The sequence below is a fragment of the Paenarthrobacter sp. RAF54_2 genome (genome assembly GCF_052113945.1).
Taxonomy (GTDB): domain Bacteria; phylum Actinomycetota; class Actinomycetes; order Actinomycetales; family Micrococcaceae; genus Arthrobacter.
In genome coordinates, this window is the sequence record NZ_JBFRDV010000012.1 from 19,937 (window position 1) to 46,017 (window position 26,081).

Below are 26,081 nucleotides of genomic sequence, written 5' to 3' on the forward strand. Positions count from 1 at the left end.
GGAGGACAACGATGTCCCACTTCCCCGATCTCGTCATCGCCAACGGCACCGTCGTCAACAGTTTCGGCAGGCAAGCCGCCCACGTCGTGGTGGACGGCGGACGCATCGTCCAGCTCATTGACGCCGCCGAACCCATTCCCGCGGCCGCACGAACCATTGAAGCCCACGGCCAGTTGGTCATCCCCGGCGGCATCGACGGCCACTGCCATGTTGCCCAAGTGACGGGCCGATTCCGCACTTTGGATGACTACCGGACCACGTCAACGGCGGCACTCTGGGGCGGCACCACCACCATTATCGATTTCGGCATCCCCCGCGATGCTCAGGAGACTCCGCTCGAAGCGGTCCTGAACAAGAAGCGCCTCGCCACCGAGTCCCGCTGCGATGTTGCCCTGCACGGCGCTGTTGTCTCGTGGGACGAGACGGTTCCGTGGCAGCTTGAACAGCTTGCGGCCGAGGGCGTGAGGTCCGTGAAGATGTACACCACCAACCGCGGCTCAACCATGGCGGACGGTGACACCATCCTGAAGGTCATGCGTGAAATGGTGCGCCTGGATGGCCTCACGTACATCCATGCAGAGCACGATTCCATCATCATCGACTGCACCGAACAACACGCCGCGGATGGCCGGATCAGCATCGAGCACTTGCACCGTACGCGGCCCGAGCTTGCCGAGGAGATCTCGGTCAAGGAAACCCTGGCAATGGCCCAGTACACCGGAGCGCCCGTCTATTTTGTCCACCAGTCGACTGCGGGCGCCGTGGACCTGGTGGCCGAAGCCCGCGAGAGCGGCCAGGAGGCATACTCCGAGACATGCCCGCACTATCTGACCTTGGACGACACCGTTTACGGTTCTGCGTTCCCGGAATGGTACGCGTGCTGCCCGCCCATGCGCAGTGCCGAAACTGTAGCCGCGTTGAAGGATCGGCTTGCTGCCGGTGCCATCCACACGGTTTCCTCGGACCATTCCTGCTACGACCTCTCACAAAAACGCGAGCGCACGGACGATGTCCGCTACATGCCGCACGGCCTCCCCGGCGTGGAAACCCGCATGCCCGTGACGTTCACGGCACTGGTCACGGAGTCGGGCGGCTCTGTGGAGGACTTCGTTGAGGTTTTCTCCGCAGGTCCCGCCAGGATCAATGCAGTCCCGCGAAAGGGCGCGATCGTGGAAGGCTTCGATGCCGACATCGTGATCTTCGATCCCGCCTCACAGCAAAAGGTCGACGGCGGTGCGTTGCACATGGGGACTGATTTCTCGCCTTTTGAGGGGAAGACGCTCAGTGGATGGCCAGCGGTAGTGATCTCCGCGGGACGGGTGGTCCTTGATGAAGCAGGTTTCCATGATCCCGGGCCGGTGGGTCGCTTCGTGTCCCGCAACGGCTTCATGGAACACCGCGACGCCCTCTCCGTTCCCGTCATTCCTTCTGCCGAATCCCTTAGCGCCTAGGAGCAACCATGCCTTCAAACAACCGCCCCATCCGGATCGGCATGATCGTGCCGTCCTCCAATACCTGCCTCGAGCCGCAGACCTACCGGATTCTTGGCGACCGCCAGGATGTAACCATCCATTCAACCCGCATCCCCGTCACCCGGATTGCCTTGGACGACTCCTCGGACAAGCAATTCGATTCCTCCGTGATGCGCGCCGCCGCCGAGTTGCTGGCCACAGCGAACGTGGACGTTATTGCATGGAACGGCACGTCCGGATCCTGGCTCGGCGCTTCCCACGACCACGCCTTGGTCCGTGAGATCACCGACGCCACAGGGATACCGGCCACCACGTCCACGCTCGCCTACTTGGAGGCCTTCTCGTCCTTTGGCACCGAGCGAATTGGTCTGTTCACGCCTTACACCGCAGACGTGAATGAGGCCGTGATCGCGTCCTATGCCAAAGAAGGCATCAAGACGATCGATCACCGGCACCTTGATCTCACCGATAACGAATCCTTTGGCCGCGTTACTGATGAGGAAATGCTGCCGGGTTCATTGGAGCTGGCTGCAGCTCATCCCGATGCCTTGGTCTATTTGTGCACCAACCTCTATGGAGCCAACATCACAGCAGACGTGGAAGCCCGAACAGGCGTCCCGGTACTCGATTCCGTGGCAGTGACACTCTGGCATGCACTTAAACTTGCGGGAGCTCCATTGCTGGAACCGAGATGGGGGCGGTTGCTGGCTGACGCAGTGGCCTAATCCTTGTTGTCCTCATCGATGCGTTCGAGCAGCTTGCCGAGCGCATCCCGGATATCGTCATAGTCGTTCTGCGCCGCACGGCTCTCGGCAGAGATGACCGCACATCTGTGGATCTTCTTGAAGTCGCCGAAGGGGAATTTGTAGTGGCCCTTTTGGTCATCCGGGTGATCGTCGTCCACACCGAGATACCACTTGGAATACTCCGCCTGGCCGTGCTTCTCCAGGAACTTATTCTCGTCCTGGGTGGACGGGGCATGCTCGCTCCAGTCATCCCGGACGTCCTTGACGATCTTCCCGTCGCTGATCAGATGCTTCGCGTTATCGAATGCTTTCTTGTTGAGTTTGACGGTCATGGCGCAACCTCGCTTAGATGTGGCGGTTCGGCATGGGTTGGGTAACTCGTACGGTTCAGCTTAGGACGACGGCGGATGGCCGGGAAGGGTGCGAGGCCGGGCACCCCGGCTTTGTGCTCAGGTGATGAGCCGTACCCGAAGCCCTGTTCCGGCTTCCTTCATGACAAGCCGACGGTTTGTTGCTCCCTCTTGTTTGAGCCATAAAACGTCGCCGTCAGCGGTCACCGCTTCCACCAGGCCTTGGTCCACGATCTTGTTGCCGCGCCAGATTTGAACGTCCAGGCCAACGAGTGGCCTCCAATCTGTCACCCTCTTGCTTTGTGGTTTGTCGAAGCGGGAATCCGGCGTCGAATCCTTCATATCGTCTTGCAATCGATGACTCCTAGCCATGCATCTTTCCGCAGTCTCCTTTCTGGGCAGACTTCTGTTTAAAAGATGTGGCTTCAGCAGTCGGAACGTGACGCGAAATTTGGGCCCGAAATTAGAGGGCCGATCCTCCTAGAGCGCCTTTACTGCGCCCAACACCTTGGTCAATGAATCCTTTGCGTCGCCGAACAGCAACGTGGTCTGTGGCTCGTACAAAAGTTCGTTTTCGATGCCAGCGAATCCTGGACGCATGGACCGTTTGAGGAATACCACCTGCCGGGCGTCAGCTACTTCCAGGATGGGCATTCCGTAAATCGGCGAGCCGGAGGTGGTCTTGGCTGCAGGGTTCACTACGTCGTTGGCACCCACCACCAAAGCAACATCGGCCGTCTTGAACTCCGGGTTGATATCGCTCATTTCCTTCAGCGACTCATACGGCACGTTTGCCTCGGCCAGGAGGACGTTCATGTGCCCGGGCATGCGTCCGGCAACAGGATGGATGGCGAAGTCCACCTCTGTCCCGCGTGCCTCCAAAGCCAAGGCCAACTCAGCGGCCGTGTGCTGGCCTTGCGCCACGGCCAAGCCGTACCCGGGAACGATAATCACCCGCTGGGCGTACCCGAGCAGCACCGCAACATCCTCCGGGCTGGAGGATCTGACCGGGCGCTCACTAACCGCAGTGGACCCAGCCGTGGAGCCACCCTTGAAGGCACCGAACATGATGCCCGCAACGCTGCGGCCCATTGCGGCGGCCATGGCCCGAGTGAGGATGGTGCCGGACGCCCCAACCAGGGTGCCGGCCACCACCAGGAGTACGTTGCCCAGCACCAATCCGGATGCGGCCACGGCCAATCCGGTGAAGGCGTTGAGCAGCGAGATGACGATGGGCACGTCGGCACCACCCACCGGGAGGACCAGCAGGATGCCGGTCACAAGACCAAGCATCAGCAGCGCAAGCGCGAGCAGCAACGAGCCATTCAGTATCACCACAACCCCTGCGCCCACTGCCGCCAGCAACACTACGGCCATCAACACAGGCAGGCCCGGGAACGTTACTGGCCGGGTGGTCATCAGCCCTTGGAGTTTGGCAAACGTAACTCCGGAACCGGCGAAGGAAACGGCCCCGACGAGCAGCGTGAACACAATGGCCAGGCGGACCCAGGCATCACCCGTGTGCGAGAGCTCCAGTAAGGCCACGAGTGCGGCCGCGCCACCACCCACGCCGTTGAACAGGGCCACGAGTTGGGGCATCTGCGTCATCTGAACGCGCCGTGCCACGGGTGCGGCCACCACCGATCCCAGAGCTATTGCCCCAACGATCCACGGAACGTTGTCCAGCTTCACCGAGACGAACACTGTGACGACAGCCAACAAGGCTCCGAACGCCCCAATGAGGTTTCCACGCCGTGCCGTCCGCGGTGAGTTCAGACCTTTGAGCGCCAGGATGAAACAGGCTGCGGCTGCGAGATAGAGGAGAGCTGTCCAGGTGGGATCCAGAAGAGTCACCGGCCGAGCTCCTTACCCGCATGATCCTCGGATGAAACAACTGGCGACGGCGGCCGTTGCCTCCCGCGGAACATCTCCAGCATGCGGTCGGTCACCACGAAGCCGCCCACAAGGTTGGCAGTGGCAAGGACAACAGCCAGCAGGGCAACCGCCAAAACCCACGGATCAGAGGCCTGGCCAGCGACGATGATCGCACCCACGAGGATGATCCCGTGGATCGCATTTGCCCCGGACATGAGCGGTGTGTGCAGGGTGCTGGAAACTTTGGAGACGACCTCGAAGCCCACGAAAACTGCCAGTACGGTGATCGTCAGCAGACTCATGCCATCCATCAATGCGCTCCTTCACTGCCAGGGTTGGCCGCGGTGTGGGCACTGCCAAAGGGGCCGGTCTCACCCGCGAGCGCCGTGAGTGCCTCAGCCGTTGGCGCGTGCCGCACCTCGCCGTCGTGGGTGAGGCAGGTTCCCGCCACAACCTCGTCTTCAAAGTCCGGGGCGACAACTCCGTCCCGGGTCATCAATGCGATCAGGTTGGCCACGTTCTTGGCGAACAAGCGTGAGGCATCGCCGGGCATCGCGGACGCTGGGTCCTTGAGCCCCACCAAGGTCACTTCGCCTTGCCCATCAGCGGTGGGGATGTGGATGTCCTGCCCGGGGATGCTGCCTTCGACGTTTCCCCCTGACTCAGCCGCCAGATCTACTACGACCGATCCCGGGCGCATCCCTTGGACCATTTCGCGGCTCACCAGAAGTGGTGCCCGGCGTCCGGGGACGGCAGCAGTGGTGATGAGGACATCTGCCTGCGCTACGTGCGGGGTCAGGAGCGCACGCTGCAAGGCACCCCTGTCTGCGCTGAGCTCGCGCGCATATCCGCCTGAAGCTTCGGCTGTTTCAAGGTCCAGCTTGATGAAAGTCCCACCCATGGAAGCCACTTCGTCTGCCGAGGCCGGACGGATGTCGTTGGCTGAAACGCGCGCACCAAGCCTTTTGGCGGTGCCGATCGCTTGGAGCCCGGCCACACCTGCCCCCAGTACCAGGACTCGCGCCGGCGGAATAGTTCCGGCCGCGGTCATGTACAGGGGGAAGAAGCGCGGCAGTCGCGTCGCGGCCTCAAGGACACAGCGGTAGCCAGCCACCAGGGCCTGTGAGGTGAGGGCGTCCATGGATTGGGCCCGCGAGATCCGGGGAACCAGTTCCAGCGCAAAGGAGGTGATGCCACCTGCGGCGAGCGCGCGGACGGTTGGCAACTCCGACGATGGCGACCCCAAACCGACGGTGACTGAACCCGGGCGGAGAGCTCCCGCCGTCGACGGTTCCATGGGACGCACGTGGCAGTAAACGTCTACGGATCCCAGATCCAAGGACTGCACAACAGAAGCGCCGGCCTGCCGGTAATCATCGTCGCTGTGTCCGGAGGCAAGCCCCGCCCCGGACTCGATCTGAACATCAAGGCCCAAACCGGTCAATTGCTTGACCGTTTCGGGCGTGGCTGCCACTCTGCGCTCGCCGTCGAGTGCCTCGCGCGCTATGCCTGCTTTCACCCGCCACCCCTCTTCGGGAACTCTCCGGAACCAGTTGGCATGAGTCTATGGCCGCAAGGGTCCGGACGGGAGTAGGGGGGTGCGCTATGTGGACAAGTCCATTAGGGTCGGTGGAAGCTGGGGCAACCAGCGTCCACACCGTCGACGAGCCGGTTCCGGCCGTGCCGTCGGGAAGGAACGCCGCTATGGACACATTCAAAATCGGCTATTTCGTCGGAAGCCTCTCTAGTACCTCGATCAACCGGGTCCTCTCCAAGGCGCTCATCAGCGTGGCGCCTCCGGAACTGGAATTTCATGAGATCGCCATCCGGGACCTCCCGTTGTACAGCTCCGACTATGACTCCGACTTCCCGCCTGCCGGCAGGGAATTGAAGGACGCGATCGCCGCATCGGACGGCATTCTTTTCGTCTCCCCCGAGTACAACCGCTCCATTCCAGGCGCATTGAAGAACGCCATCGACTGGGGATCACGACCGTGGGGAAGCAACTCCTTCGCACGGAAGCCGACCGGCATTATCGGCGCGTCGCCTGGTGGCATCGGAACCGCGGTGATGCAGTCCTCCATGCGCAGCGTCCTCAGCTTCCTCGACGCACCTCAGCTGAATGCTCCGGAGGCTTACATCCGCTTCGTCGCGGACGCGTACGACGACGACGGCTCGGTTAAGGACGAGGGCACGGCAGGGTTGCTGCGCCACTATATGGAGGAATACAGCGCGTTCGTCCAGCGTGTCCTGGCAGCCAACGCTCCGGGCCATATCGGCGATCCGGAACCGGATTCCGCCAAGCTAACGCGCTAGCCCCTCGGGTGGGGTCGCCCCTTGTCTAGGGGCGACACCCATCCCATTTTCTTTGTTAGTCAGTATGCTTACTACTATGAGGATTCGCGGACACGCCCTATCCCACAGGAGAAACGATGCTTCGTAGATTAGCCCTGACAACCCTGGCACTGACCCTCTTCACCGGGTCCATGTTGTCCATCGCGGCAGCAGCAAACGCAGCAAACCCGGCCGCCCTCCAAGGTCACGTAGCTGCCACCACCCCCACGCCGTCGGCCTCGCCCAGCAACCCGTCCGGCCCATCAACGGCGACACCCACAAACCCAGCTCCATCGTCCGGCGGGCAAACCACGTCCAACCCGGCAAGCAGCGGACCCGCGAACCCAGGGACCGGAGAGTCCCAACCCCAGGAACAAACCCGGACCGACGTCACGCCGTGGATCCTGGCAGCCGTTGCTGCGATCATCGTCATTGCGTTGATCATCTGGGCAGTTCGAGGACGCGGCCGGAGTGAGGAAGTGCGGGACGAGGAACTCTAGACGACGCCAGGCGTGGCCGTCCGGCTGAGATCAAGTGCGGGAAGCAACTGCGGCCTGCCTCTGTTCCCACAGATACGTGATGAGAAAACAGAGAGTTGGYTGACATGACTGAGCTGCGTGATGGGCACCCTTCCGACCAAACGAGTGGGGAGCAGCCTTCGGACGTGAGGCACGAGACTTTCAGTATCACGCGCGACTTCGATGCGAACCGGGCGGACCTCTTCGCCGTGTTCGCGGATGATCGGTTGCGCCGGCAATGGTTTCGGATGCCAGGAACGGGGTCCGTCTATGATCACGACTTCCACATTGGCGGCGGTGAGGAAGCGAGCAGCACTTTCGTCATGCTAGACGGGCAGGCCGAGAAACTGCGCAATCGTTCGCGCTACCTCGACATCATTCCCGATCGCCGGATCGTTTTCGTCTATGAAGCGATCGTGGACGATGTAACCCGCTGGGTATCGCTCGTGACGGTGACCTTGGCCGATACCGAAATGGGGAGAAGCACGCTGACCTGGACAGAGCAGGTCACGTTCCTCAAGCGAACCGGAGACGGCAGCGCTGACCTACCTCATCTGCGCACCGGGACGACCCTTCGCCTCAACGGGATACCTGCAGCCCTCAAAGCATAGTTTGGCGGCCGTAGAGCGATCCGTACCAGGTGCCGGACGCCGAAGTCCCGGAGCACCACGAGCTCCGAGGCTTTTGCGTCCATCTGCAGCGTTAGGAACTTTTTCCTGCTGCCACGATCCGCGGAATGTATTCGCCGTTCAGCCATTGGACGGCATCGCCGACAGTGGGAAGCACTACTTCCTCCAGGCCGAGGGCGGCATCGGCATATAGAGTGTCCCACTCCTTGGTCGATACTGCCATGGCTGGCCAGTCGTGTTGGCGCCGGAATCGGAAGAGCCGTTCCACCGTCTCGGCCACCAACACGTCAACGGCAAGGCCGGCCATCAGTTGCAAGTCGACCAGATCGTGGGCCCGCTGACTTCCGGGTTCGGTACACGCATGCAGTTTCTGTGATACCTGATGGTGGAGGGGTAGGACAGGCACCGGATTCGGTCGAGGGAGCCCTAGGGCCATGAAGGCGTCGATCAATTCCTCCGAGAGTGCTGTCTCCGTGAGATCTCCGGTTGCTCCAAGCCCGTCGAAGCTGACTCCAAGCTCCACCGTCGTGAAGGACTTGTTTCGGCACTGCGGCTTCACCGCGAAAGGCTGCATGATGTAGGCGGTCGGCACGCTCTCTGGTGCGCGAGGAGTTCCCGGCACAACCGCACCGGTGAATCCTCCCCAACCAGCCGCAAGATTCTTTCGCAACTGCTCTTCAAAATTCTGCATATTCCCGCGAAAGGCGGTGTCCAGATCAGGGGTTTGACGCGTGAGGTTCTCGCCAAGCCGTAGCGTTAGACCAGTGCCGCCCTTCACCGCTGACGGGGCAGCATTTGGCACACCGCCAGGTTGGCTACTAGGGACTTGAGCTTGGCGACGGTCGAGTTCTCGGCCTTTGCGAGCTCTGCGATCCTGCCCTCTAAATACCGGACATTCTTGGGCGCAGTGATTTCCTCTGGCTGATTGTCGTTCGGTGGTGTGCTCAAGATGTTTCCAATTCTTTGATGACGCGGGCTGCGGCTGCTGAATCGAGCAGACCACGCTGCTCCGCTTTGCGGGCCGCATCGACCAGACGCTCAGTCATGATTCGTCCTCGAGAACCCAACAGGGCGCTTTCCACACCCATGGCTGGAATACCTTCAATGTAGCCGCTGTCCCAAAGAGGCACTTTCCGCTGTTCAATCTCGACCGTGTCCGGGAGCCGGCTGCGGACCCTCCGAGGGGTGACCACCCTGATTTTGCGGAGGTTGACCTGACCCAAGCCGTAGGCGGCGAGCACAGATTCGTCGGCGAGTACAGCTTCTTCTCCTCCGAGGGCTACGGCTTCAGCGAACTCGTCGAGGTTGCTCGAAGGGGCTTCGATCATCCGGTACACGCCGTGCCCTATGCGCCGCAGGGCTCCTCGCGCAGTCAATTTCCGGAGCTCCACGGGCGGTACTCCTGCTTCGCGCGCGTCGGCCACTGTGATGACGCCATGGGTGTCGTAGGCAAGTTCCCTCAGGATCTGCCGGTACGAACTAGTCAGCCTCACGGCAAAAGCGTACCGCTTTCGGTACGCTTGTGCCATCCTTACGGCCATTTTGGTCATCATCTCATCCTCGCCCGCAAGTCGGTCCACCATGGCCGTCCGAACGCCCAGCTTGTCGACGAAGTCCAATCATCCGAGGCGCTCGAACACCATCGTTGCCTGAATGCGGTCCCCGCCGCCGAGCCCCTTGCTCCCGCTGCTCGACGTGGTGATGGTGTGGAGCCGGTAGCCCTTCGCGGCCTGATCGTTGATGGCCTTCTCCAGAGAGGTCAGATTGCCCGAACCGGTTCCCCAGAGTTTCTCCTTAAGGATCACTTGCAGGACGACATACTGCTGCATCATGCGACTTCCTTCCGTTGCTGGTCAATTGGGGGCAATGCTACTCAACCCGGCGGCGCGGGCGGCCGCGCTTCTTAACCGCTGACTGTCCCCGCCGTTAGCCGGCCAATAGCGCTGCTTTCCAGATTCTCCAGAAGGTGCCGCGGATTGTCGTAGACCTCCGCGGCCCCTGCGTCACGGAGCTCGGCCTCGCTGATACCACCGCAGGTCAGGGCGATGGCGGGAACGCCAATTGCCGCAGCGGCCTTCACGTCCCAGACTGCGTCGCCAACAAAGACGACGTCCGCTGGATTGAGTTCAAGCTTCTTCAGGCAGGCCAGGAGGATATCCGGGGCAGGCTTGCTTTCGTCCGCATCGTTGGAGCTGGTCCACGCGTCAATGGACCCACCGGCGTCGAGGAGCCGCCTGCTGACGTCAAGGTCGCGCTCTTGCGCTGACGACGCCAGCCCTACCGCCAGCCCGGAATCGGAGCAGGCTGCAAGGAGGTCCCGGGCGGAGTCGAAGGCTCGCAATGACGGCCAGAATGTCGAAAACACAGCACCGTGCGCGGATTTCAGTTCCTTTTGCATGTCTTCCGGACAGTCCGGAACCAGGTGCTGGACGAGTTTGTCGCCGCCCATTCCTACGCAGCGGTGAATGTCGGAGATCTGGATGTCCAAGCCTTCGCGCCTGAATGCCTGCCACCAGGCGAGTGCGTGGAAGTAGCTGGAGTCGATCAACGTCCCATCGACGTCGAAGAGGACACCGCTTTTCTTGGAGTTGGGGTTCGCTGGAGTAGACATTTAGTAAGTCTACTTATCACCCCCGTACACGGAAACTCGCCTGCGACTCCGACATATTCCGTAACGCCGGAAATACGCGTCTGCAACATCTTGTTGGCGGGAGTATGACAACAATCGGAATCATCGGTGCAGGACACATTGGCAGCCAGGTTGCGCGTAAAGCCGTGGAACTTGGCTACGACGTCGTGATCAGCAATTCACGCGGGCCGGAAACCCTCACGGAACTGGTCACAGAACTCGGGCCGCGCGCCCGGGCCGCGACGGCGGTCGAGGCAGCAGCGGCAGGTGATTTCGCCGTCGTGACCGTTCCCCTGAAAAACTATCAAGACATCCCGGCGGGACCGCTCGAAGGCAAGATCGTCATCGACACCAACAACTATTACTGGGAGCGCGACGGCCGTATTCCCGCGCTCGATAACGGCGAGACCACCACCTCGGGCCTGCTCCAGAAGCACCTGCCCACATCCAAGGTGGCCAAGGGCTTCAACCACATCTTCGCCAAGGACATCACTACCGATGGCACTCCTGCCGGCACGCCCAACCGCCGCGCATTGGCCACAGCCAGCGACTTCCCGGAGGCCGCCGAACTCGTGACCAAGCTGTACGACGAGTTCGGTTTCGACACCGTCAACATCGGGCCGCTCGAAGACAGCTGGCGCGTCGAGCGCGACCGTCCCGCCTACGTCATCCGTCAGAACGCGGACGAACTTCGCGACAACCTCGCCAAGGCGACCCGCACCGTCTGATAGATCCGCACCATCTCACAACAGAACACGCACGACGGCGGCAGGCGGCTTACGCCTGCCGCCTCCTTTGTGCTGGGGTGCTGTGGGACGACCACTCCACGACGGGTGGGCACGATTTGCGGCCAAGATTTGGGCCGAATCGCATCACGAATTGGACGCTGGATGCACAAAGGGAGTGGCTGCCTCCCAGGAAGCCCGGCGCATAGGGCATTCCGGGAGGCAGCCGCGCCAATTAAGCCCCGAAACCCGAGGAGTTGCTATGTCTACCCAAACTGAGAAATGGCCTGCAGGAACACCCGCGTGGGTGGATCTGGGGGTCGATGACCTCCCTGCCGCCAAGGCCTTCTACACGGAGTTGTTTGGATGGGATTACCTCTCCGGCGACGAAGAGGCCGGGGGCTACCTACTGGCCCAACTGGACGGACAAGCTGTTGCGGGACTCGGTCCCAAACAGGATTCCAACATGCCAACCGTCTGGACCACGTATCTGGCCTCGGACAATGTTGACACCACGTGCAAAGAAGTAGCCGCTGCTGGTGGCCAACTCATCGCTCCTCCCTTCGATGTGATGGATTCGGGGCGCATGGCAATTGCCGCGGACAGCGTGGGTGCAGTCTTTGGCATCTGGCAGGCGGGAAGCCATATCGGGGCGGAGCGCGTCAACGAGCACGGTGCATTGTGCTGGAACGAACTCCACACCCGCGACTACGCGCTGGCCCGGTCCTTCCATGCCGATGTTTTTGGCTTCAGCTATCAGGACATCGACCAGGACGGATTCATATACGCAACCGCCAAGCGGGCTTCTGATGGCCGCGAAGTGGGCAGCATTCAGCACGACACTGAAATTGCCGAGGGCGCGCCGAATCACTGGCTGACGTGGTTTGCCAGCGACCATGTAGATCGAACCGCCGCAACAGCCATGGAACTCGGATCTTCAGCCTTGGTGCCAGTCATGGATAGCCCCATGGGACGGATGGCAATCCTGCAGGCGCCGCAGGGAGAAATCTTCGGCATCATCGACGCGCCCCGGACCAAGGACTAAGCCCGGACCGCCGGCTAAACCCGCACCAACGGCTACGTCAGGACTGGATCCAAAGCTTCGCTGATGACCTCATGGGCGTGTGCCGCGGCGAGCGGCGCGGCGAGCCGGTGCACTGCCTGGAAGGTCCGGCGGACTTCGGGCCCATGCCACTCAGGCGGAAGGTAGTCCGTCGGGAGGTTGGGGTCCCGGTAAGGGAACTTCCGCCACAAGGTCAGCATCGGAATGTAGTAGCGGAAAGCGTCGCGCCGCACTTCGGCCGTGGAATCAGCCAAGGCCGCCTCAGGGTCGGTTCCCACCAGGTCAATCCACTGCTGCTCGGCGCCCCGGTAGATCTCAAGGAACTCCGTGAACTGTTCATCGAGTTCCTTGAGATCCCACCATTCGGAGATCTTGGGCCGCATGGGGCCATCGAAAACGTAGTCGCTGCGGAAGAGGTCCACGAACTCGATGAGCCCGCTGGCGGTGAGGCGTTCGCGAGCCTGCTCCAGTTTGTGTGCCGGAGCGATCCATACACCGGACGCCACGGATCCAAATCCCAGGCTGGACAGGGCGGACCTCAGCTGGTGCCGGCGGTTCCGCATCGACTCGGGCACGGAGAACACGGCGAGCACCCACGTATCCACGGGAGCTGGCTGTTCGGGGGCGAAGATCCGCCGATCACCTTCACGGAAGACGTCGCTCACCGATTCGGCGATCTTGTACTTGGCAATGCCGCCTTCACGGACGCTCTTCAGGACACCCTTGGCCTTAAGCCTGGAAACAGACGATCTCACACCTGGCGCGTCATAGCCGAGCGTACCGAGCATCGAAACCAGTGCGGAGACCGGCAACGCATCACCAGCATTCCTGCCATAAAGACCAAAGATGGTGACCAGGAGTTGCTGATGGCGCACCGGGGGTGCCGGGACGGCGAACATTGAAGGACCCTCATTTCCGCGCCAGGTAAGGCGCCAGTCATGTTCATCATAGGTGGGGAACCATCAATGGCCGGGGAAGGCTGATGCTCTGCCAGCCGATCCTGAGGGCGTCCTTGTTGTCAGCTAGTCAGCACACCGCACAGCCCGGACGAAATGTTCCGGCCAAGACTGCGCGGCGGTGGTGCCGTTGGGGACGTGGACCGTGGTCACCGTCCCGAAGGCGGCCACCTCGCTGCCGTCCGACGATGCACCTTGCTGAGTGACGCCGTCGGGCGTTCCGCGGGGCACATCTTCAAGTGGGTGGCCCCGGACCTCGAAGGCCATGGTCAGCGAGGTCCGGCCGAGCGCGTGGATTTTCACCGTGGCGGTGACGCGCTGGCCGAACCAGAGCTTGGCCTTGTAGTTGATCACCTGCTGGACGCGGGGAGCGTTGGGGAAGTAGTCGGGCAGCTCCAGGGAGCGGAACAGCTCTGCCTCGGCGGCTTCCACCCATCGGAGGATGGCCGAGTTGTGTTGGTGGCCGGAGGCATCGGTGTCCACCCACTCAACCGTCCGCTCAACACTCGCTTCAGGAAACGCGTCCATGATTCTCCTAGCGGGTGCTGACTGCCGCGGTCTCGTCGTCCGGGTCCGCGACGTCGGCTGCCGCGTTGGGCGCAACAACTGTCACCTCGGGTTGCGGCTTCGGAATCATAGCGACGGCGGCCGCGGCCACCACTGCGATGCCGGCGAAAATCGCGAAGTTGGCCTCGAAGGGCAGCTTGGAACCTGCAATCCAGCCGCCGATCAAGGGTCCGGAGATCGCACCCAGGCGGGCAAAGCTGAGAGCCCAACCCGTGGCCGTACCGCGAACCTTGGCCGGATAGTAGTCAGCGATGTAGCCGGTCAGGACCAGGGACGTGGAGATGGAACCGACGCCTGCGAAGGCCACGAACAGCAGGTTGACCACCATGGTGTTGGGGAAGACGAGGAGCATGATGCCCAGGCCACCCAGGATATAGAACACCACGAGGATGAGCTTCTTGCCGTACTTGTCTGCCGCACGGCCAAGGAGCAGGCCGCCGATGGCGGAGGCCAGGCTGAAGACCAACAGGAACGTCAGGGACGAGCCCAGATCGTAGCCGGCCTTCTTCATGATGCTCGGCAGCCAGGTGTTCAGGCCATAGACCAGTACCAGGCCGCAGAACAGGGAAACCCAGAAGAACACCGTGGAGCGCAGGTACTTCCTGGAGAACATCGTGGTGATGGTCTTCCACCACGGATCTGCGGTGTGTGAGGAGGCCTGTGAACCCAGCTCTGCCACCGTTGCCACCGGCTGGTAGTCGGCGATCTCCAGCTTGGCAGCCAAGGCCTTGGCCTCGGTTTTACGTCCCTTGGACTCGAGGTACTCCAACGATTCCGGGAGGAACTTCCAAATGATCGGCAGCAGGACAATCGGCGCGGCACCAAGAGCAATCACGGCCCGCCAGCCACCAACCGGCAGCACGAACATCGCAGCAAGCGCGGCCGCAACGATGCCCAGCGAGTAGCCCGAATACATGAGGCCGTAGTTGTAGGAACGCCTATTGGGAGCTGAGTACTCGATTGTCAGGGCTGCGGCCACGGGGATGACACCGCCCATGCCCAGTCCGCCGATGAGCCGGAAAAGGCCAAACAGCTCGGGCGTCGGAGCCCAGGCCGCACCAGCCTGGGTGAGGGTGAAGATGACCATGGACGCCAACAGCATCTTCTTGCGGCCTACGAGGTCGCTCAGAGTCCCGATGAACAGGGCTCCGATAAGCATGCCGATCAAGGCATATGATCCCAGCCCACCCAGGGCAAGCGGGCTGAGGTTCCATTGTTTGTACTCGGCCAGGGCCGGAAGCACTGCCCCCAGGACGCCGACGTCGTACCCTTCAGCGAGGATGGCGAGCCAGCAACAAATCAACACCAAGCCAGTGGTGCGCTTGGGCACTTTCCAGTCATTAATCGGTGCGGCGGCCATGGCTACTTCACCAACGCAGATGCAGCGGCGGACGCAGGTGTCCAGCGGAGGTGGGTGGTGGTTTCTTCAGTGTCGGGTTCCTTCAGCAGGGACAGGCGGGGGCGGACGGCGTCCGTGCGGGCGCTTGGGGGTTTGCGGCGGCCGCCGCGGAATTGCGGGATCCATTGCGCGCCAGGACCGTGGTATTCCTGTTCTGCAGCGGCGTGCAAAGTCCACTGCGGGTCGTAAAGGTGGGTGCGGCCCAGGGCGATGAGGTCCGCGCGTCCTGCAAGGAGGATCGAGTTCACGTCGTCGTAGCTGGAGATGGCGCCGACGGCGATCACGGCCACCCCGGCGGGTGCGGCGACTTCCTGGCGGATGCGGTCCGCGAACGGGGTCTGGTAGCTGCGGCCGAACGCAGGCTTTTCCTCCTTGGCGACCTGGCCGGTGGAAACGTCCAGGCCGGCGGCGCCGTGCTCCACAAACGCCTTGGCGATCTCGATCGAATCGTCGGAGGTGTTGCCGCCCTCGATCCAGTCCGTCGCGGAGATGCGCACCGTCACCGGCTTGTTGGCAGGCCAGGCCGCGCGGACGGCGTCGAAGACTTCCAGCGGGAACCGCAGCCGGTTCTGGAGGCTGCCACCGTATTCGTCGGTGCGCTTGTTCGAGACCGGGGAGAGGAAGGAGGAGAGCAGGTAGCCGTGAGCGGCGTGGATTTCCAGGAGGTCAAAGCCTGCCTGACCAGCGCGGATCGTGGCGGCGACGAACTCGGCCGTGATGGCGTCCATCCCTGCGCGATCCAGCTCCACGGGGGTCTGGTTTTCGTTGCTGTACGGCAATGCAGAAGGCCCGACGGCGGTCCAGTTGCCCGAGTCGAGGGGCTGGTCGATGCCTTCCCACATGAGCTTGGTGGAGCCCTTGCGGCCGGAGTGTCCCAGCTGTGCGCCGATCTTGGCGGTGGAGCGGGCGTGGACAAAGTCCACGATTTCCTTCCAACTGTCCCGTTGTTCATCGGTGTACAGGCCGCTGCAGCCGGGGGTGATACGCCCTGTTTCGGACACGCAGACCATCTCGGTCATGACCAGACCCGCGCCGCCGAGGGCTTTGGAGCCCAGGTGGACTTTGTGGAAGTCCCCGGGGATCCCGTCGGTGGCGGAGTACATGTCCATGGGGGAGACGATGATGCGGTTCTTCAACTCCAGCTCCCCGATGCGGAAGGGCTGGAACATCGCCGGCGCGACCTGGGCAAGGCCCTGGGATTCGGCGAAGTTCCGGTCCACGGTTTCGGCGAACTCCGGGTCGCGGAGGCGGAGGTTTTCCTGGGTGATGCGGCGGCTGCGGGTGAGCAGGTTGAACGCGAACTGGGTGGGATCCTGGTCCTTGTACTGGCCGATCCGCTCAAACCACTCCAGCGATGCCTGCGCGGCGCGCTGCGTGGAGGCGACCACGGGACGCCGCTCAGCCTCGTACGCGGCCAGGGCGGAGTCCACGTCGGGGTGTTCGTGCAGGCAGGCAGCGAGGGCGAGTGAGTCTTCCATGGCCAGTTTCGTGCCGGAGCCGATGGAGAAGTGCGCGGTGTGGGCGGCGTCGCCGAGCAGGACCACGTTGCCCTTGCGCCAGCTCTGGTTCCGCACTGTGGTGAAGTTGATCCACTTGGAGTTGTTGGTGAGGACCTCGTAGCCGTTCAGTTCCTCGGCGAAAATCTCGCGGATCTTCGCGATCGCCTTCTCGTCCGAGACGCCGGGAGGGAAGACCTCGTTGGCGGTTTCGTCGAACCCTGCCGCGTGCCAGACGTCCTGGTGCATTTCCACGATGAACGTGGAACCCTCATCGGAGTATGGGTAGCCGTGAATTTGCATGACACCCCACTCAGTTTCCTTCACGAAGAACTTGAAGGCCTCGAACACCTGGTCCGTACCGAGCCACATGAACTTGTTGGTCCGCGGGTCCAGGTCCGGGCCAAACGCGTCGGCGTACTTGGCACGGATCTGGGAGTTCACACCATCAGCGGCGAGCACCAGGTCATAGTTGGCTTCGAGTTCCTCAATGGCAGGGGCCAGAGTGGAGAACCGGACATCGACGTTCAGTTCGATGCAGCGGCGCTGGAGCAGTTCCAGCAGTTCCTTGCGGCTCATGGCAGCGAAACCCTGCCCGCCGACCGTGATCATCTGGTCACGGAAGTGGATATCTATATCGGACCAGCGCGCGAACCGGCGGCTCATGTACTCCGCGACCACCGGGTCCGCGTTCCCGATCCCGCCCAGGGTCTCATCGGAAAACACCACACCAAAACCAAACGTGTCGCTGGCAGCGTTCCGCTCCCACAACGTGATCTCGTGTGACGCATCCAGCTGCTTCATCAGTGCTGCGAAGTACAGGCCGCCGGGGCCGCCTCCAACGATTGCGATCTTCATGCTCATGCTCCTTCTCAAGCCTGGCTTTGGCCGGCGGGGGTAAGTTGTTGGGTTTTTGCTTCGCCTGTGGTGCTCTCCTTGAGGAGGCCATCGCGGAGCTTGAAATGCTGGAGTTTGCCGCTGGGGTTCCTCGGCAACTCGGTGACGAAGCGGACGTCGCGCGGGTACTTGTACGGGGCAATGGTTTGCTTCACGAAGTCCTGGATTTCCTTGCGCTTCGCGGCGTCGCCAATGACGCCCTCACGCAGGACGATGAACGCGCACACGATACTTCCGCGCTCAGGATCAGGCCGCCCGATCACCGCGTTCTCCACCACGTCCGGGTGCTGGTCGATGGCGGTTTCCACCTCGGGTGCCCCGATGTTGTAGCCGGAGGAAACGATCATGTTGTCCGAGCGGGCCTGGTACGTGAAGTACCCGTCTTCATCCATCGAGAACGTATCGCCAGTGACATTCCAGCCATTCACCACGTAATTCGTTTGGCGTGCGTCGTCCAGATAGCGGCAACCCGTAGGGCCAATCACTGCAAGCCGGCCAGACTGGCCTGGGCCAAGCTGGTGGCCGTCCTGATCAAGAATGGTTGCACGGAAGCCCGGCACAGCCTTGCCGGTAGTACCTGGACGGATGTCATCCCCTGCAGCGGAAATGAACACGTGAAGCAACTCTGTGGCGCCGATACCATTGACCAGCCTCAGACCCGTCGCCTCACGGACCGCTTCCCACGTCTCCTTGGACAGGTGCTCCCCCGCCGAAACAGCGACGCGGAGGCCACGGAGCAAGTCCCCGCGCTTTTCCTTCAGGATCGCCCGGTAGGCAGTGGGAGCCGTGAAAAGGATGGTGGCCCCGGCAGCCGAAGCATGCTCGGCCAGTTCCACAGGCCCGGCCTTCTCCGTCAGGAGCGACGACGCGCCAAACCGCAGCGGGAAGATCACCAATCCGCCGAGCCCGAACGTGAAGGCAAGTGGAGGGGAACCGGCGAAGACATCATCAGCTGTGGGCTGAAGGATGTGGCGGGCAAAGGTGTCCGCATTCGCCAGGACGTCCCGGTGGAAGTGCATGGTCACCTTGGGCACACCTGTGGTCCCGGACGTTGGACCCAGCAGGGCTACGTCGTCTGCCGACGTGTCCACAGCCGTGAACTCCCCACTCTTGCGCTGGCAGCGCTGGGTGAGATCGCCGTCGTCGGGCCCTCCGTAGCTCAGGACGGTGACGTCCTCGCCTGCCGCCGTCGCGAGCTCATCCACGAAGCGGTGATCGGAAATGGCGACCACAGGCTTGGTGAGCTGGATGAGTGTGGCCACCTCGCTGGAACGCAGCATGGGCATCGTAGTGACCACCACGGCGCCCGCCTTCAGCACACCCAGCCAGGCGGCAACCAGCCATGGATTGTTGGGGCCGCGGAGCAGCACACGGTTTCCGGTCTCTACCCCGAGGTCTTCGGTGAGGGCCTGGGCAACCTGGTTGGAGTGCAGCTGCAACTGTCCATAGGACCAGACTGTGCCATCCGGGGTGCGGAGCGCCGGCCGGTCTGGGCCGTACGTCTCGACGGCGCTGTCGATCAGCACGGCGGCAGCGTTCAGCCGCTCCGGGTAGTGGAGTTCCGGCAGGGTAAATTCGAGCGCCGGCCAGGTGTTGGCGGGCGGCAGGTGGTCGCGGGTGAACGTGTCCACGTGGGCCGATGGCGTCATGCTCATGGCCGTTCCTTTCAGTGGTGCGTCAGTGAAGCTGGGGATGGTGTTGGGGGTAAAACTGTTCAGGCGCGGATCATGCCTTCTTGGGCGACTGTGGCGAGGAGCCTTCCTTGTCGGTCGAAGAAGCGGCCCATGGCCAGGCCCCTGTTGCTTTGGCCTGATATGGCCTCTTGTGCATAGAGGACCCACTCATCGGCGCGGCCATCGCGGTGGAACCACATGGAGTGGTCAAGGCTGGCGGTGGCGAGCCCGGGACTGGACCAGTTGAGCCCGTTGACCCGGAGCAGCGGCTCCAGGATCGTGTAGTCGCAAACGTAAGCAAGGGCAGTCCGGTGGAGGTTGGCGTCGTCGGGGAGGCTGTCGAAGGCCTTGACCCAGATTGCCTGCTGCGGCATGGATCCACCCTCAAGCTCGATGTATACCGACCCCGGAATATGCCGCATGTCGAAACTACGGCCCGTAGACCAATAGTCTGCGGCTGGGCCTTCCTTCCCGTCCAGTGCTTCCGCTGCGGAGCGCAGGGATTCAGGCTCGACGGCGGCAGGAGCCTCCGGCTGGAAGTCCGGACCATCTTCGGGAACCTGGAACGAACCCATCGCGGCATATACAGTCTTGCCATTCTGGAAACCACGGACGTTGCGGGTGGAGTAGCCGCGACCGTCACGCAAGCGCTCTACTTCGTACCGAACATGGGCACCGATGTCCACGGGCCGCATGAAGTAACTGTGCATCGAGTGGAGCTGCCTGTCGGCCTCCACTGAAAGCATCATGGCGGCTGCAGCTTGGGCCACCATGTCTCCGCCATAGGCTTTTGGCCACGGAACGTATTGGGTCGTGGCTTCGTAGGCTTCGTCAAAAACCTCCGCTTCAACGGCTGTCATCTCCACAGCCCTAAGGAAGGTCTCCGAGGTCAAGGTTCCAGTGATCATGGTGGTTATGCCCGGCGGTAGTCGGCGAGGGTTTCGTCCGGGACGTCGTCGAGGTTGACCACGAGGTTCTCCGGGGTGCGGGCTGTGAGCCACACGAGTTCTTCGGTGACGGACATGTTTGCTTCAACGTGCGGCATGAACGGCGGAACGAAGACCCAGTCGCCGGCCTTCATGTCCAGGAACTCTGAGTAGTTTTCGCCGAAGTAGATGCGGCCATGGCCACGAAGAACGTAGCCGCCGGTTTCGGCTTCACCGTGGTGGTGCGGCAGGGAGCGGTACCCGGGGGTGTTGGAGACCTGGCCGAACCAGATCTTGGTCGCCGGGGTGTGTTGGATGCTCACGCCGGAGACGCGGATGCAATCCCCGGACTGGGCGGTGTTGGTGTCTTCTTCACCCGCACGGGTCACGACGGGGACAACCTTGCCGTCAGCTCCGGCGTAGATGGAGTTGTCGCCTTCGAGGCGGTATTCAGTGGTGGTCTGGCTCATGGGGGTTCTCCTTTTGGCGGTGGTTTTAGGCGTTGGCGGGGACTGGCGTGACCGGCGCGTGGATTCGGAACTGGTTTTCCAGGCGGCCGATGCCGTCGATTTCGGTGGTGAGGACGTCGCCGTCGTTCAGGAAACGCGGCGGGGTCATCCCCATGCCCACTCCCCCAGGCGTGCCCGTGAGTACGAGATCGCCGGGACGCAGGACGGTGAACTGGGAAATGTAGGACAGGAGCTGTGCGGGGCCGAACACCAGGGTGCTGGTATTGCCCTGCTGCACGAGCTCACCGTTGACGTAGCCACGGACCTCGAAGCTTTCGCTTGCCTCGTCCGCAGTCAACATCACCGGGCCCACTGGTGTGGTTGCGTCGAAGGCCTTGCCCTGGAACCACTGCAGGGTGCGGTTCTGCCAGTCACGCATGGAGACGTCATTGGCAACGGTGTACCCGGCAATTGCCGCCCGGGCATGGTCTTCGTCTGCACGAAACAGTTCAGAACCCACGACGACGGCCAACTCGGCTTCCCAGTCCACGCGCCCACTGCCATGGACTTCTACGACGTCCGTGGCTCCGATCAGGGTGTCAGCGTATTTGGCGAACAGGGTGGGAAATTCAGGAAGTTCGCGTCCCATTTCCTGGATGTGGTCCCCGTAGTTCAGCCCGCAACAGATGACTTTTCCGGCGCGGGGCAGGAGCGGGGCAAAGTCAGCTTCAGTTGCTGCGATGACGGCTTGCCCGCCTTCCGCCGCTGCTTCGGCTGCCTTCTCGGTGATCGACCGCCATTCCGGCTGGGCCAGGAGCGCGCCGACGTCGGTGGCCGGCAGCGCAACATACGTGTCGGCGCCTGTGGCGAGTGCCGCCGTCGTATTTCCGCCGGAGGTGCGCAAGGTGGCAAGTTTCATGGGTTCTGCTCCTTCGAGATTCAATGTGTCGACTTTTTTACGATCGTCACATATGCTCAACGTAGCACGGCAGAAATGATCTGCACAGAGGCATTTCAAAAGTTTTTGCAGTTGCCACAACAAGGAGGAACAGCATGAGCCACAAAACAATCAACCCGGAGTCACTCCCCAAGCCATCCGGTTTTGCGCACGGCATGCTTGCCGGCAACACGGTGTTCCTGGGTGGGCAGACTGCCTTGGACAAGAACATGAACATCGTTCCCGGCGGCATCGTGGAGCAGTTCACGCAGGCGTTCTCCAACGTGCTGACCACGTTGCGGGAAGCCGGTGGGCAGCCGGAGGACCTCGTCAACGTCACCATCTACCTCACAGACGTAGACGACTACATGGCGAACGGCCGCGAGATCGGACGAATCTGGCGTGAAATGGCTGGCACACAGTACCCGGCGATGGCCGGCATCGGTGTGAGCCGGCTGTGGCAGAAAGAGGCCCTGATCGAAATCCAGGGCATCGCGGTTATTCCTGAGGGCTAAATCTCTGGCCTCTGCTGCGGGCTTAGTGAAGCATGTCCCCTATGGGAACCGTCACCGAATATCTGGAGAACGTCAGCAAAGGCAACCGGGAAATCCTGGAGCGGATAGTTGCGATCGCACGTGAACTTGCCCCAGACGCCGAGGAAGGCACCAGCTACGGCATGCCTGCCTTGCTTGTGGACGGCAAGGGCTTCGTGAGCGTACTCGAAACCAAGAACCATCTGGCCCTGTACCCGTTTAGCGGCCAGATCCTGCCGGAGATGTCCGAGGAGCTGGGCGGCTACTCGTGGTCGCCGGGGACGTTGCGGTTCTCTGCGGACAACCCTGTTCCCGACTCCATGGTGCGGCGCATTCTCGAGACGCGGCTGGCTGCGATCCGGAAGTAGAGGCGCCTCGATTTAGTGCTTCGCGGACACGTCCTGCGAGATCGCGTTGGCCGTTGCGACCACTTCCTGCCGTACGGACTCGAGATACTTGTCCGGGTCCGACTCCGCCGCGACAGCCTGGGCCTGCAGGGACACGTTGATCGCCGCAACGTTATCGCCGTTGTTGTGGTTCCAGACCGGCGCCGCGATGGACATCAGGCCGATTTCCAGCTCTTGGTCCAGCAGGCACCAGCCTTGCACACGGACCTGCTCGACGGCGGACCTCAAGTCTGCCGCGTTGGCCACGGTTCGCGGGGTGATTGGCTTGAGGTCGACGTTGGCCAGGTATGCCTCGAGCTTGGCCTGTGGCAGACCGGCGAGCAGCACACGGCCCATGGATGTGGCGTATGCCGGGAAACGGGTGCCCACAGTGATGCCGACGTTCATGATCCGGCGGGTCGCGACGCGGGCAACGTAGAAGATGTCCGGACCGTCAAGGACTGCCGCTGACGTGGACTCCCCCAGCTTCATGCTCAACTGCTCCAGATGTGGCTGAGCCAGCTGAGGCAGGGACAGCGCCGACAGATACGAGTACCCGAGCTGCAGCACCTTTGCAGTGAGGGCGAAGGTCTTGCCGTCCGTGCGGACGTAGCCCAACTCCACGAGGGTGTGAAGAAAACGACGGGCCGTGGCGCGGGTCAGGTCAGTGCGGGCTGCGACTTCGCTGAGGGTCATGACCGGGTTGTTCGCATCGAACGCCCGGATCACGGCCAGACCCCTGGCCAACGACTGCACATACTGGTCGCTGGCCTGCGGGGTAACTGCGGAATCGGTCATGGTTACCAATCCTAGGGTGCGTTGCGGGGCCTACTCTGCATCCCCAGAGCAGGCCCCACAACGTGAGCAGTGTTAGGCGCCGGGCTTCAGAGGCAGGGGTACGAACTCCTGGATTTCCTCGAAGGTGCAGCCGAACGTCTCGCGGACAGTGACGCCGTCGGATCCTGTGAGGAAGACGGCCTTGTCCGTGTACACGCGGGTCACGCAGCCGACGCCGGTGAGCGGGTAGGTGCACTGCTCCACCAGTTTGGACACGCCCTCGCGCGTCAACAACGTCATCATCACGAACACATCCTTGGCGCCCGTGGCAAGGTCCATGGCACCACCCACAGCCGGGATGGCGTCCGGGGCGCCGGTGTGCCAGTTGGCGAGATCGCCCGTGGCCGAAACCTGGAATGCGCCCAGGACGCAGATGTCCAGGTGCCCACCGCGCATGATCGCGAAGGAGTCGGCGTGGTGGAAGTACGAGGCCCCGGGCAGCTCGGTGACGGGGATCTTGCCGGCATTGATCAAGTCACCGTCGATCTCGTCGCCCTCAGCCGCGGGGCCCATCCCCAGCATCCCGTTCTCCGTGTGGAGCGTGATGTTCTGTTCCTCGGTGAGGTAGTTGGACACAAGAGTGGGCTGGCCGATGCCCAGGTTCACGAACGAACCTGGCGCGATGTCACGTGCCACGAGCTGGGCGAGTTCGTCGCGACCCAACGGCTCCTCGGACGTCTGGATACTGGTTTGGGTGCTCATGATCAGGCCACCTTCTCTGTTGTTCCGGCAGAATCGACGCGGACCACACTGTTGACGTAAATCCCTGGCGTCACCACATTCTCCGGATCCAACGAACCCGTGGGCACGATCTCCGAGACCTGCACAATGGTGTGCTTGGCAGCGGCCGCCATGATGGGGCCGAAGTTCCGGGCAGTTTTTCGGTACACGAGGTTGCCCTTGCCGTCCGCCTTGAGTGCCTTGATGAGGGCGACGTCGGCGTGGATGGACGTTTCGAACACCTGCCACTTCCCGTCCAGCAAGCGCGTTTCCTTGCCCTCAGCCAGCGTGGTGCCGTAGCCAGTGGGTGTGAAGAACCCGCCAATCCCTGCACCCGCGGCACGGATACGCTCGGCCAGGTTGCCCTGCGGAACCAACTCCAACTCAATCTCACCCGCATGGAACTTGGCATCGAAGTGCCAGGAATCAGACTGCCGCGGGAACGAACAGATCATTTTGCGGACCCTGCCTTCCTTGATCAGCAACGCGAGCCCCTGATCGCCCTGACCGGCGTTGTTGTTCACCACGGTGAGGTCCTTCGCGCCGCAGTCCATCAGGGCGTCGATCAGTTCGAATGGCTGCCCGGCGTTGCCGAACCCGCCGATCATCACGGTGGACCCGTCCTTGATGCCGGCGACAGCTTCGCCAACGGTGTCAATGAATTTCAGCATGATCCACCTATTCCGATACGCCCGCAGAAACGTTTTCCAGCACCACAGCCAAGCCCTGCCCCACCCCGATACAGATCGCCGCCACTCCCCAGCGCCGTCCGGAGGCCTGCAGGGAACGGGCAAGCGTCCCGAGGAGGCGGGTACCGGAGGCACCGAGTGGGTGGCCCATCGCAATAGCCCCGCCATGCCGGTTCACGATTCCGGGGTCAATCCCCCACGCGTCAACGCACGCCAGCGACTGCGCGGCGAAAGCCTCGTTAAGTTCGACGGCGCCAACCTGGTCCCAGCCGATGCCCGCCTTGGCAAGGGCCTTGTTCGCCGCCTCCACCGGGGCGAACCCGAAGAACTGGGGATCGTTGCCATGGGCGCCGCGGCCGGCGATGCGGGCCAGGGGTTCGAGACCCAGGATGGAAGAAGCAGCCTCCGAACCGATCCACGCAGCCGAAGCTCCATCATTCAATGGCGAGGCGTTACCGGCGGTGACCGTGCCGCCGTCGGGCCCTGAACCCTCGGCACGGAACACGGTCTTCAACGTGGCGAGCTTCTCTGCGGAAGAACCGGCACGGATTCCCTCATCGCGAACCAGGTCAGTGCCCGGAACCGGCGAAACAAGGTTGTCGTAGAAGCCTTCGTTCCATGCGGAATCGGCCAGGTTGTGCGAGTCCGCTGCGAACTGGTCCTGGCGTTCACGGGTGATCCCATACTTCTCGCGCAGCCGTTCGGTGGCTTCGCCCAGTGAGATGGTCCAGTTCTTGTTCATGGCCGGGTTCACCAGACGCCAGCCGAGCGTGGTGGACGCGAGCGTCATATCACCGGCGGGGTACGGCTTGGACGTCTTCGGCAGCACCCAAGGTGCACGCGACATGGACTCTGCACCGCCCACCAACATCAGGTCGGCGTCGCCGGCATTGATCTGGCGGGACGCAATAATCGCTGCATCCAGGGAGGAGCCGCACAGGCGGTTGACCGTTGTCCCGGGAATCGACACGGGCAAGCCTGCCAGCAGGGTAGCCATCCGGGCCACGTTGCGGTTTTCTTCGCCGGCGCCGTTGGCGTTGCCGAAGACCACCTCGTCGATCCGTTCAACGTCCAGCCCCGGAGCCCTGCGAACGGACTCGCGGACCACATGGGCAGCAAGGTCATCGGGACGGACAGCAGCAAGACCGGAGCCGAACTTGCCAAAGGGTGTGCGTACGGCGTCGTACACGTATGCCTGGTTCATGGGGATTCCTCTGATTCTCTCTGCCCAACTAGGGGACAGTAAACGTCGCTGTGAGCCTTCAATGGGACATG

General features: G+C 62.4%; 31 protein-coding genes. 9 read left to right on the plus strand and 22 right to left on the minus strand.

Going from position 1 to position 26,081, the window contains the following annotated elements; all coding sequences use genetic code 11:
• Positions 1 to 11: 11 nt before the first annotated feature.
• Positions 12 to 1,451 carry an amidohydrolase family protein gene (locus AB4Y87_RS13340; RefSeq protein WP_442004818.1) on the plus strand — a complete coding sequence of 480 codons (1,440 nt, stop codon included), beginning with the start codon at positions 12 to 14 and terminating at the stop codon, positions 1,449 to 1,451.
• Between the two features lie 8 nt (positions 1,452 to 1,459).
• On the plus strand, positions 1,460 to 2,197 hold the full coding sequence (locus AB4Y87_RS13345; RefSeq protein WP_442004819.1) for a maleate cis-trans isomerase family protein: 738 nt from the start codon (positions 1,460 to 1,462) through the stop codon (positions 2,195 to 2,197).
• Here the strand turns inward: AB4Y87_RS13345 and AB4Y87_RS13350 are convergent.
• The 5 genes from AB4Y87_RS13350 to AB4Y87_RS13370 form a co-directional block, all read right to left on the minus strand.
• Positions 2,194 to 2,550, minus strand: coding sequence for a hypothetical protein (locus tag AB4Y87_RS13350; protein ID WP_442004820.1), 357 nt, complete (start codon positions 2,548 to 2,550; stop codon positions 2,194 to 2,196). The genes AB4Y87_RS13345 and AB4Y87_RS13350 overlap by 4 nt on opposite strands.
• 117 nt (positions 2,551 to 2,667) lie before the next feature.
• Positions 2,668 to 2,922, minus strand: a complete 255-nt coding sequence (locus tag AB4Y87_RS13355; RefSeq protein WP_442004821.1) for a hypothetical protein — start codon at positions 2,920 to 2,922, stop codon at positions 2,668 to 2,670.
• A gap of 126 nt (positions 2,923 to 3,048) precedes the next feature.
• Entirely contained in the window at positions 3,049 to 4,422 is a 1,374-nt protein-coding gene (locus AB4Y87_RS13360; RefSeq protein WP_442004822.1) for an NAD(P)(+) transhydrogenase (Re/Si-specific) subunit beta, read from the minus strand.
• Complete coding sequence (locus AB4Y87_RS13365) at positions 4,419 to 4,754, minus strand: NAD(P) transhydrogenase subunit alpha (RefSeq protein WP_442004823.1); 336 nt, start codon at positions 4,752 to 4,754, stop codon at positions 4,419 to 4,421. Before AB4Y87_RS13365 ends, AB4Y87_RS13360 begins: the two co-directional genes overlap by 4 nt.
• On the minus strand, positions 4,754 to 5,962 hold the full coding sequence (locus AB4Y87_RS13370; protein WP_442004824.1) for a Re/Si-specific NAD(P)(+) transhydrogenase subunit alpha: 1,209 nt from the start codon (positions 5,960 to 5,962) through the stop codon (positions 4,754 to 4,756). Before AB4Y87_RS13370 ends, AB4Y87_RS13365 begins: the two co-directional genes overlap by 1 nt.
• Before the next feature lie 185 nt (positions 5,963 to 6,147).
• Here AB4Y87_RS13370 and AB4Y87_RS13375 point away from each other — a divergent pair, with 185 nt between their 5' ends.
• From AB4Y87_RS13375 to AB4Y87_RS13385, 3 genes are all read left to right on the plus strand, one after another.
• Positions 6,148 to 6,759: an NADPH-dependent FMN reductase gene (locus AB4Y87_RS13375; protein WP_442004825.1), complete on the plus strand. Its 612-nt coding sequence runs from the start codon at positions 6,148 to 6,150 to the stop codon at positions 6,757 to 6,759.
• A 116-nt stretch (positions 6,760 to 6,875) separates the two neighbouring features.
• Positions 6,876 to 7,277 (plus strand): hypothetical protein, encoded by a 402-nt coding sequence (locus tag AB4Y87_RS13380; protein WP_442004826.1) that lies wholly within the window; start codon positions 6,876 to 6,878, stop codon positions 7,275 to 7,277.
• 164 nt (positions 7,278 to 7,441) lie between these two features.
• Positions 7,442 to 7,906: an SRPBCC domain-containing protein gene (locus AB4Y87_RS13385; protein WP_442004827.1), complete on the plus strand. Its 465-nt coding sequence runs from the start codon at positions 7,442 to 7,444 to the stop codon at positions 7,904 to 7,906.
• A gap of 91 nt (positions 7,907 to 7,997) precedes the next feature.
• Here the strand turns inward: AB4Y87_RS13385 and AB4Y87_RS13390 are convergent, their stop codons facing one another.
• From AB4Y87_RS13390 to AB4Y87_RS13410, 5 genes are all read right to left on the minus strand, one after another.
• Positions 7,998 to 8,726 (minus strand): nucleotidyl transferase AbiEii/AbiGii toxin family protein, encoded by a 729-nt coding sequence (locus tag AB4Y87_RS13390; RefSeq protein WP_442004828.1) that lies wholly within the window; start codon positions 8,724 to 8,726, stop codon positions 7,998 to 8,000.
• Complete coding sequence (locus tag AB4Y87_RS13395) at positions 8,699 to 8,872, minus strand: hypothetical protein (protein WP_442004829.1); 174 nt, start codon at positions 8,870 to 8,872, stop codon at positions 8,699 to 8,701. Before AB4Y87_RS13395 ends, AB4Y87_RS13390 begins: the two co-directional genes overlap by 28 nt.
• Entirely contained in the window at positions 8,869 to 9,417 is a 549-nt protein-coding gene (locus tag AB4Y87_RS13400) for a type IV toxin-antitoxin system AbiEi family antitoxin domain-containing protein (RefSeq protein ID WP_442004830.1), read from the minus strand. The genes AB4Y87_RS13395 and AB4Y87_RS13400 overlap by 4 nt, the downstream gene beginning before the upstream one ends.
• 126 nt (positions 9,418 to 9,543) lie before the next feature.
• The gene (locus AB4Y87_RS13405; RefSeq protein WP_442004831.1) at positions 9,544 to 9,756 is read right to left on the minus strand and encodes a DUF4177 domain-containing protein; all 213 of its coding nucleotides are present in this window, start codon (positions 9,754 to 9,756) and stop codon (positions 9,544 to 9,546) included.
• Positions 9,757 to 9,827: 71 nt separating this feature from the next.
• Positions 9,828 to 10,535 carry an HAD family hydrolase gene (locus AB4Y87_RS13410; protein ID WP_442004832.1) on the minus strand — a complete coding sequence of 236 codons (708 nt, stop codon included), beginning with the start codon at positions 10,533 to 10,535 and terminating at the stop codon, positions 9,828 to 9,830.
• Positions 10,536 to 10,639: 104 nt separating this feature from the next.
• Between AB4Y87_RS13410 and AB4Y87_RS13415 the strand changes: the two genes are divergently transcribed.
• Together AB4Y87_RS13415 and AB4Y87_RS13420 are read left to right on the plus strand one after the other, a co-directional pair.
• Positions 10,640 to 11,281: an NADPH-dependent F420 reductase gene (locus AB4Y87_RS13415; RefSeq protein WP_442004833.1), complete on the plus strand. Its 642-nt coding sequence runs from the start codon at positions 10,640 to 10,642 to the stop codon at positions 11,279 to 11,281.
• Between the two features lie 259 nt (positions 11,282 to 11,540).
• A complete protein-coding gene (locus AB4Y87_RS13420; RefSeq protein WP_442004834.1) occupies positions 11,541 to 12,323 on the plus strand; it encodes a VOC family protein in 783 nt (260 codons plus the stop codon).
• Positions 12,324 to 12,355: 32 nt separating this feature from the next.
• Here AB4Y87_RS13420 and AB4Y87_RS13425 read toward each other — a convergent pair whose 3' ends face one another.
• The 8 genes from AB4Y87_RS13425 to AB4Y87_RS13460 form a co-directional block, all read right to left on the minus strand.
• On the minus strand, positions 12,356 to 13,240 hold the full coding sequence (locus AB4Y87_RS13425) for a PaaX family transcriptional regulator (protein WP_442004835.1): 885 nt from the start codon (positions 13,238 to 13,240) through the stop codon (positions 12,356 to 12,358).
• Between the two features lie 123 nt (positions 13,241 to 13,363).
• Positions 13,364 to 13,825, minus strand: a complete 462-nt coding sequence (locus AB4Y87_RS13430) for an acyl-CoA thioesterase (RefSeq protein WP_442004836.1) — start codon at positions 13,823 to 13,825, stop codon at positions 13,364 to 13,366.
• Positions 13,826 to 13,832: 7 nt separating this feature from the next.
• On the minus strand, positions 13,833 to 15,224 hold the full coding sequence (locus AB4Y87_RS13435) for an MFS transporter (protein ID WP_442004837.1): 1,392 nt from the start codon (positions 15,222 to 15,224) through the stop codon (positions 13,833 to 13,835).
• Positions 15,225 to 15,226: 2 nt separating this feature from the next.
• Positions 15,227 to 17,617, minus strand: a complete 2,391-nt coding sequence (locus tag AB4Y87_RS13440; protein ID WP_442004838.1) for a bifunctional salicylyl-CoA 5-hydroxylase/oxidoreductase — start codon at positions 17,615 to 17,617, stop codon at positions 15,227 to 15,229.
• A 14-nt stretch (positions 17,618 to 17,631) separates the two neighbouring features.
• Complete coding sequence (locus AB4Y87_RS13445; protein WP_442004839.1) at positions 17,632 to 19,311, minus strand: AMP-binding protein; 1,680 nt, start codon at positions 19,309 to 19,311, stop codon at positions 17,632 to 17,634.
• Positions 19,312 to 19,370: 59 nt separating this feature from the next.
• Positions 19,371 to 20,237: an acyl-CoA thioesterase gene (locus AB4Y87_RS13450; protein WP_442004840.1), complete on the minus strand. Its 867-nt coding sequence runs from the start codon at positions 20,235 to 20,237 to the stop codon at positions 19,371 to 19,373.
• A 5-nt stretch (positions 20,238 to 20,242) separates the two neighbouring features.
• The gene (locus tag AB4Y87_RS13455; RefSeq protein WP_442004841.1) at positions 20,243 to 20,725 is read right to left on the minus strand and encodes a cupin domain-containing protein; all 483 of its coding nucleotides are present in this window, start codon (positions 20,723 to 20,725) and stop codon (positions 20,243 to 20,245) included.
• 25 nt (positions 20,726 to 20,750) lie between these two features.
• Positions 20,751 to 21,623 carry a fumarylacetoacetate hydrolase family protein gene (locus AB4Y87_RS13460; protein WP_442004842.1) on the minus strand — a complete coding sequence of 291 codons (873 nt, stop codon included), beginning with the start codon at positions 21,621 to 21,623 and terminating at the stop codon, positions 20,751 to 20,753.
• A 134-nt stretch (positions 21,624 to 21,757) separates the two neighbouring features.
• Here AB4Y87_RS13460 and AB4Y87_RS13465 point away from each other — a divergent pair, with 134 nt between their 5' ends.
• Positions 21,758 to 22,156 carry a RidA family protein gene (locus AB4Y87_RS13465; RefSeq protein WP_431117223.1) on the plus strand — a complete coding sequence of 133 codons (399 nt, stop codon included), beginning with the start codon at positions 21,758 to 21,760 and terminating at the stop codon, positions 22,154 to 22,156.
• Positions 22,157 to 22,197: 41 nt separating this feature from the next.
• Entirely contained in the window at positions 22,198 to 22,542 is a 345-nt protein-coding gene (locus AB4Y87_RS13470) for an iron chaperone (protein WP_431117224.1), read from the plus strand.
• A gap of 12 nt (positions 22,543 to 22,554) precedes the next feature.
• Here the strand turns inward: AB4Y87_RS13470 and AB4Y87_RS13475 are convergent, their stop codons facing one another.
• The 4 genes from AB4Y87_RS13475 to AB4Y87_RS13490 all read right to left on the minus strand — a co-directional run bounded on the left by AB4Y87_RS13475 (position 22,555) and on the right by AB4Y87_RS13490 (position 26,010).
• Positions 22,555 to 23,358, minus strand: a complete 804-nt coding sequence (locus AB4Y87_RS13475; protein WP_442004843.1) for an IclR family transcriptional regulator domain-containing protein — start codon at positions 23,356 to 23,358, stop codon at positions 22,555 to 22,557.
• Between the two features lie 72 nt (positions 23,359 to 23,430).
• Positions 23,431 to 24,099 carry a 3-oxoacid CoA-transferase subunit B gene (locus AB4Y87_RS13480; RefSeq protein WP_442004844.1) on the minus strand — a complete coding sequence of 223 codons (669 nt, stop codon included), beginning with the start codon at positions 24,097 to 24,099 and terminating at the stop codon, positions 23,431 to 23,433.
• A gap of 2 nt (positions 24,100 to 24,101) precedes the next feature.
• Positions 24,102 to 24,788, minus strand: coding sequence for a 3-oxoacid CoA-transferase subunit A (locus tag AB4Y87_RS13485; RefSeq protein WP_442004845.1), 687 nt, complete (start codon positions 24,786 to 24,788; stop codon positions 24,102 to 24,104).
• 7 nt (positions 24,789 to 24,795) lie between these two features.
• On the minus strand, positions 24,796 to 26,010 hold the full coding sequence (locus AB4Y87_RS13490) for a thiolase family protein (RefSeq protein ID WP_442004846.1): 1,215 nt from the start codon (positions 26,008 to 26,010) through the stop codon (positions 24,796 to 24,798).
• Positions 26,011 to 26,081 lie beyond the last annotated feature (71 nt).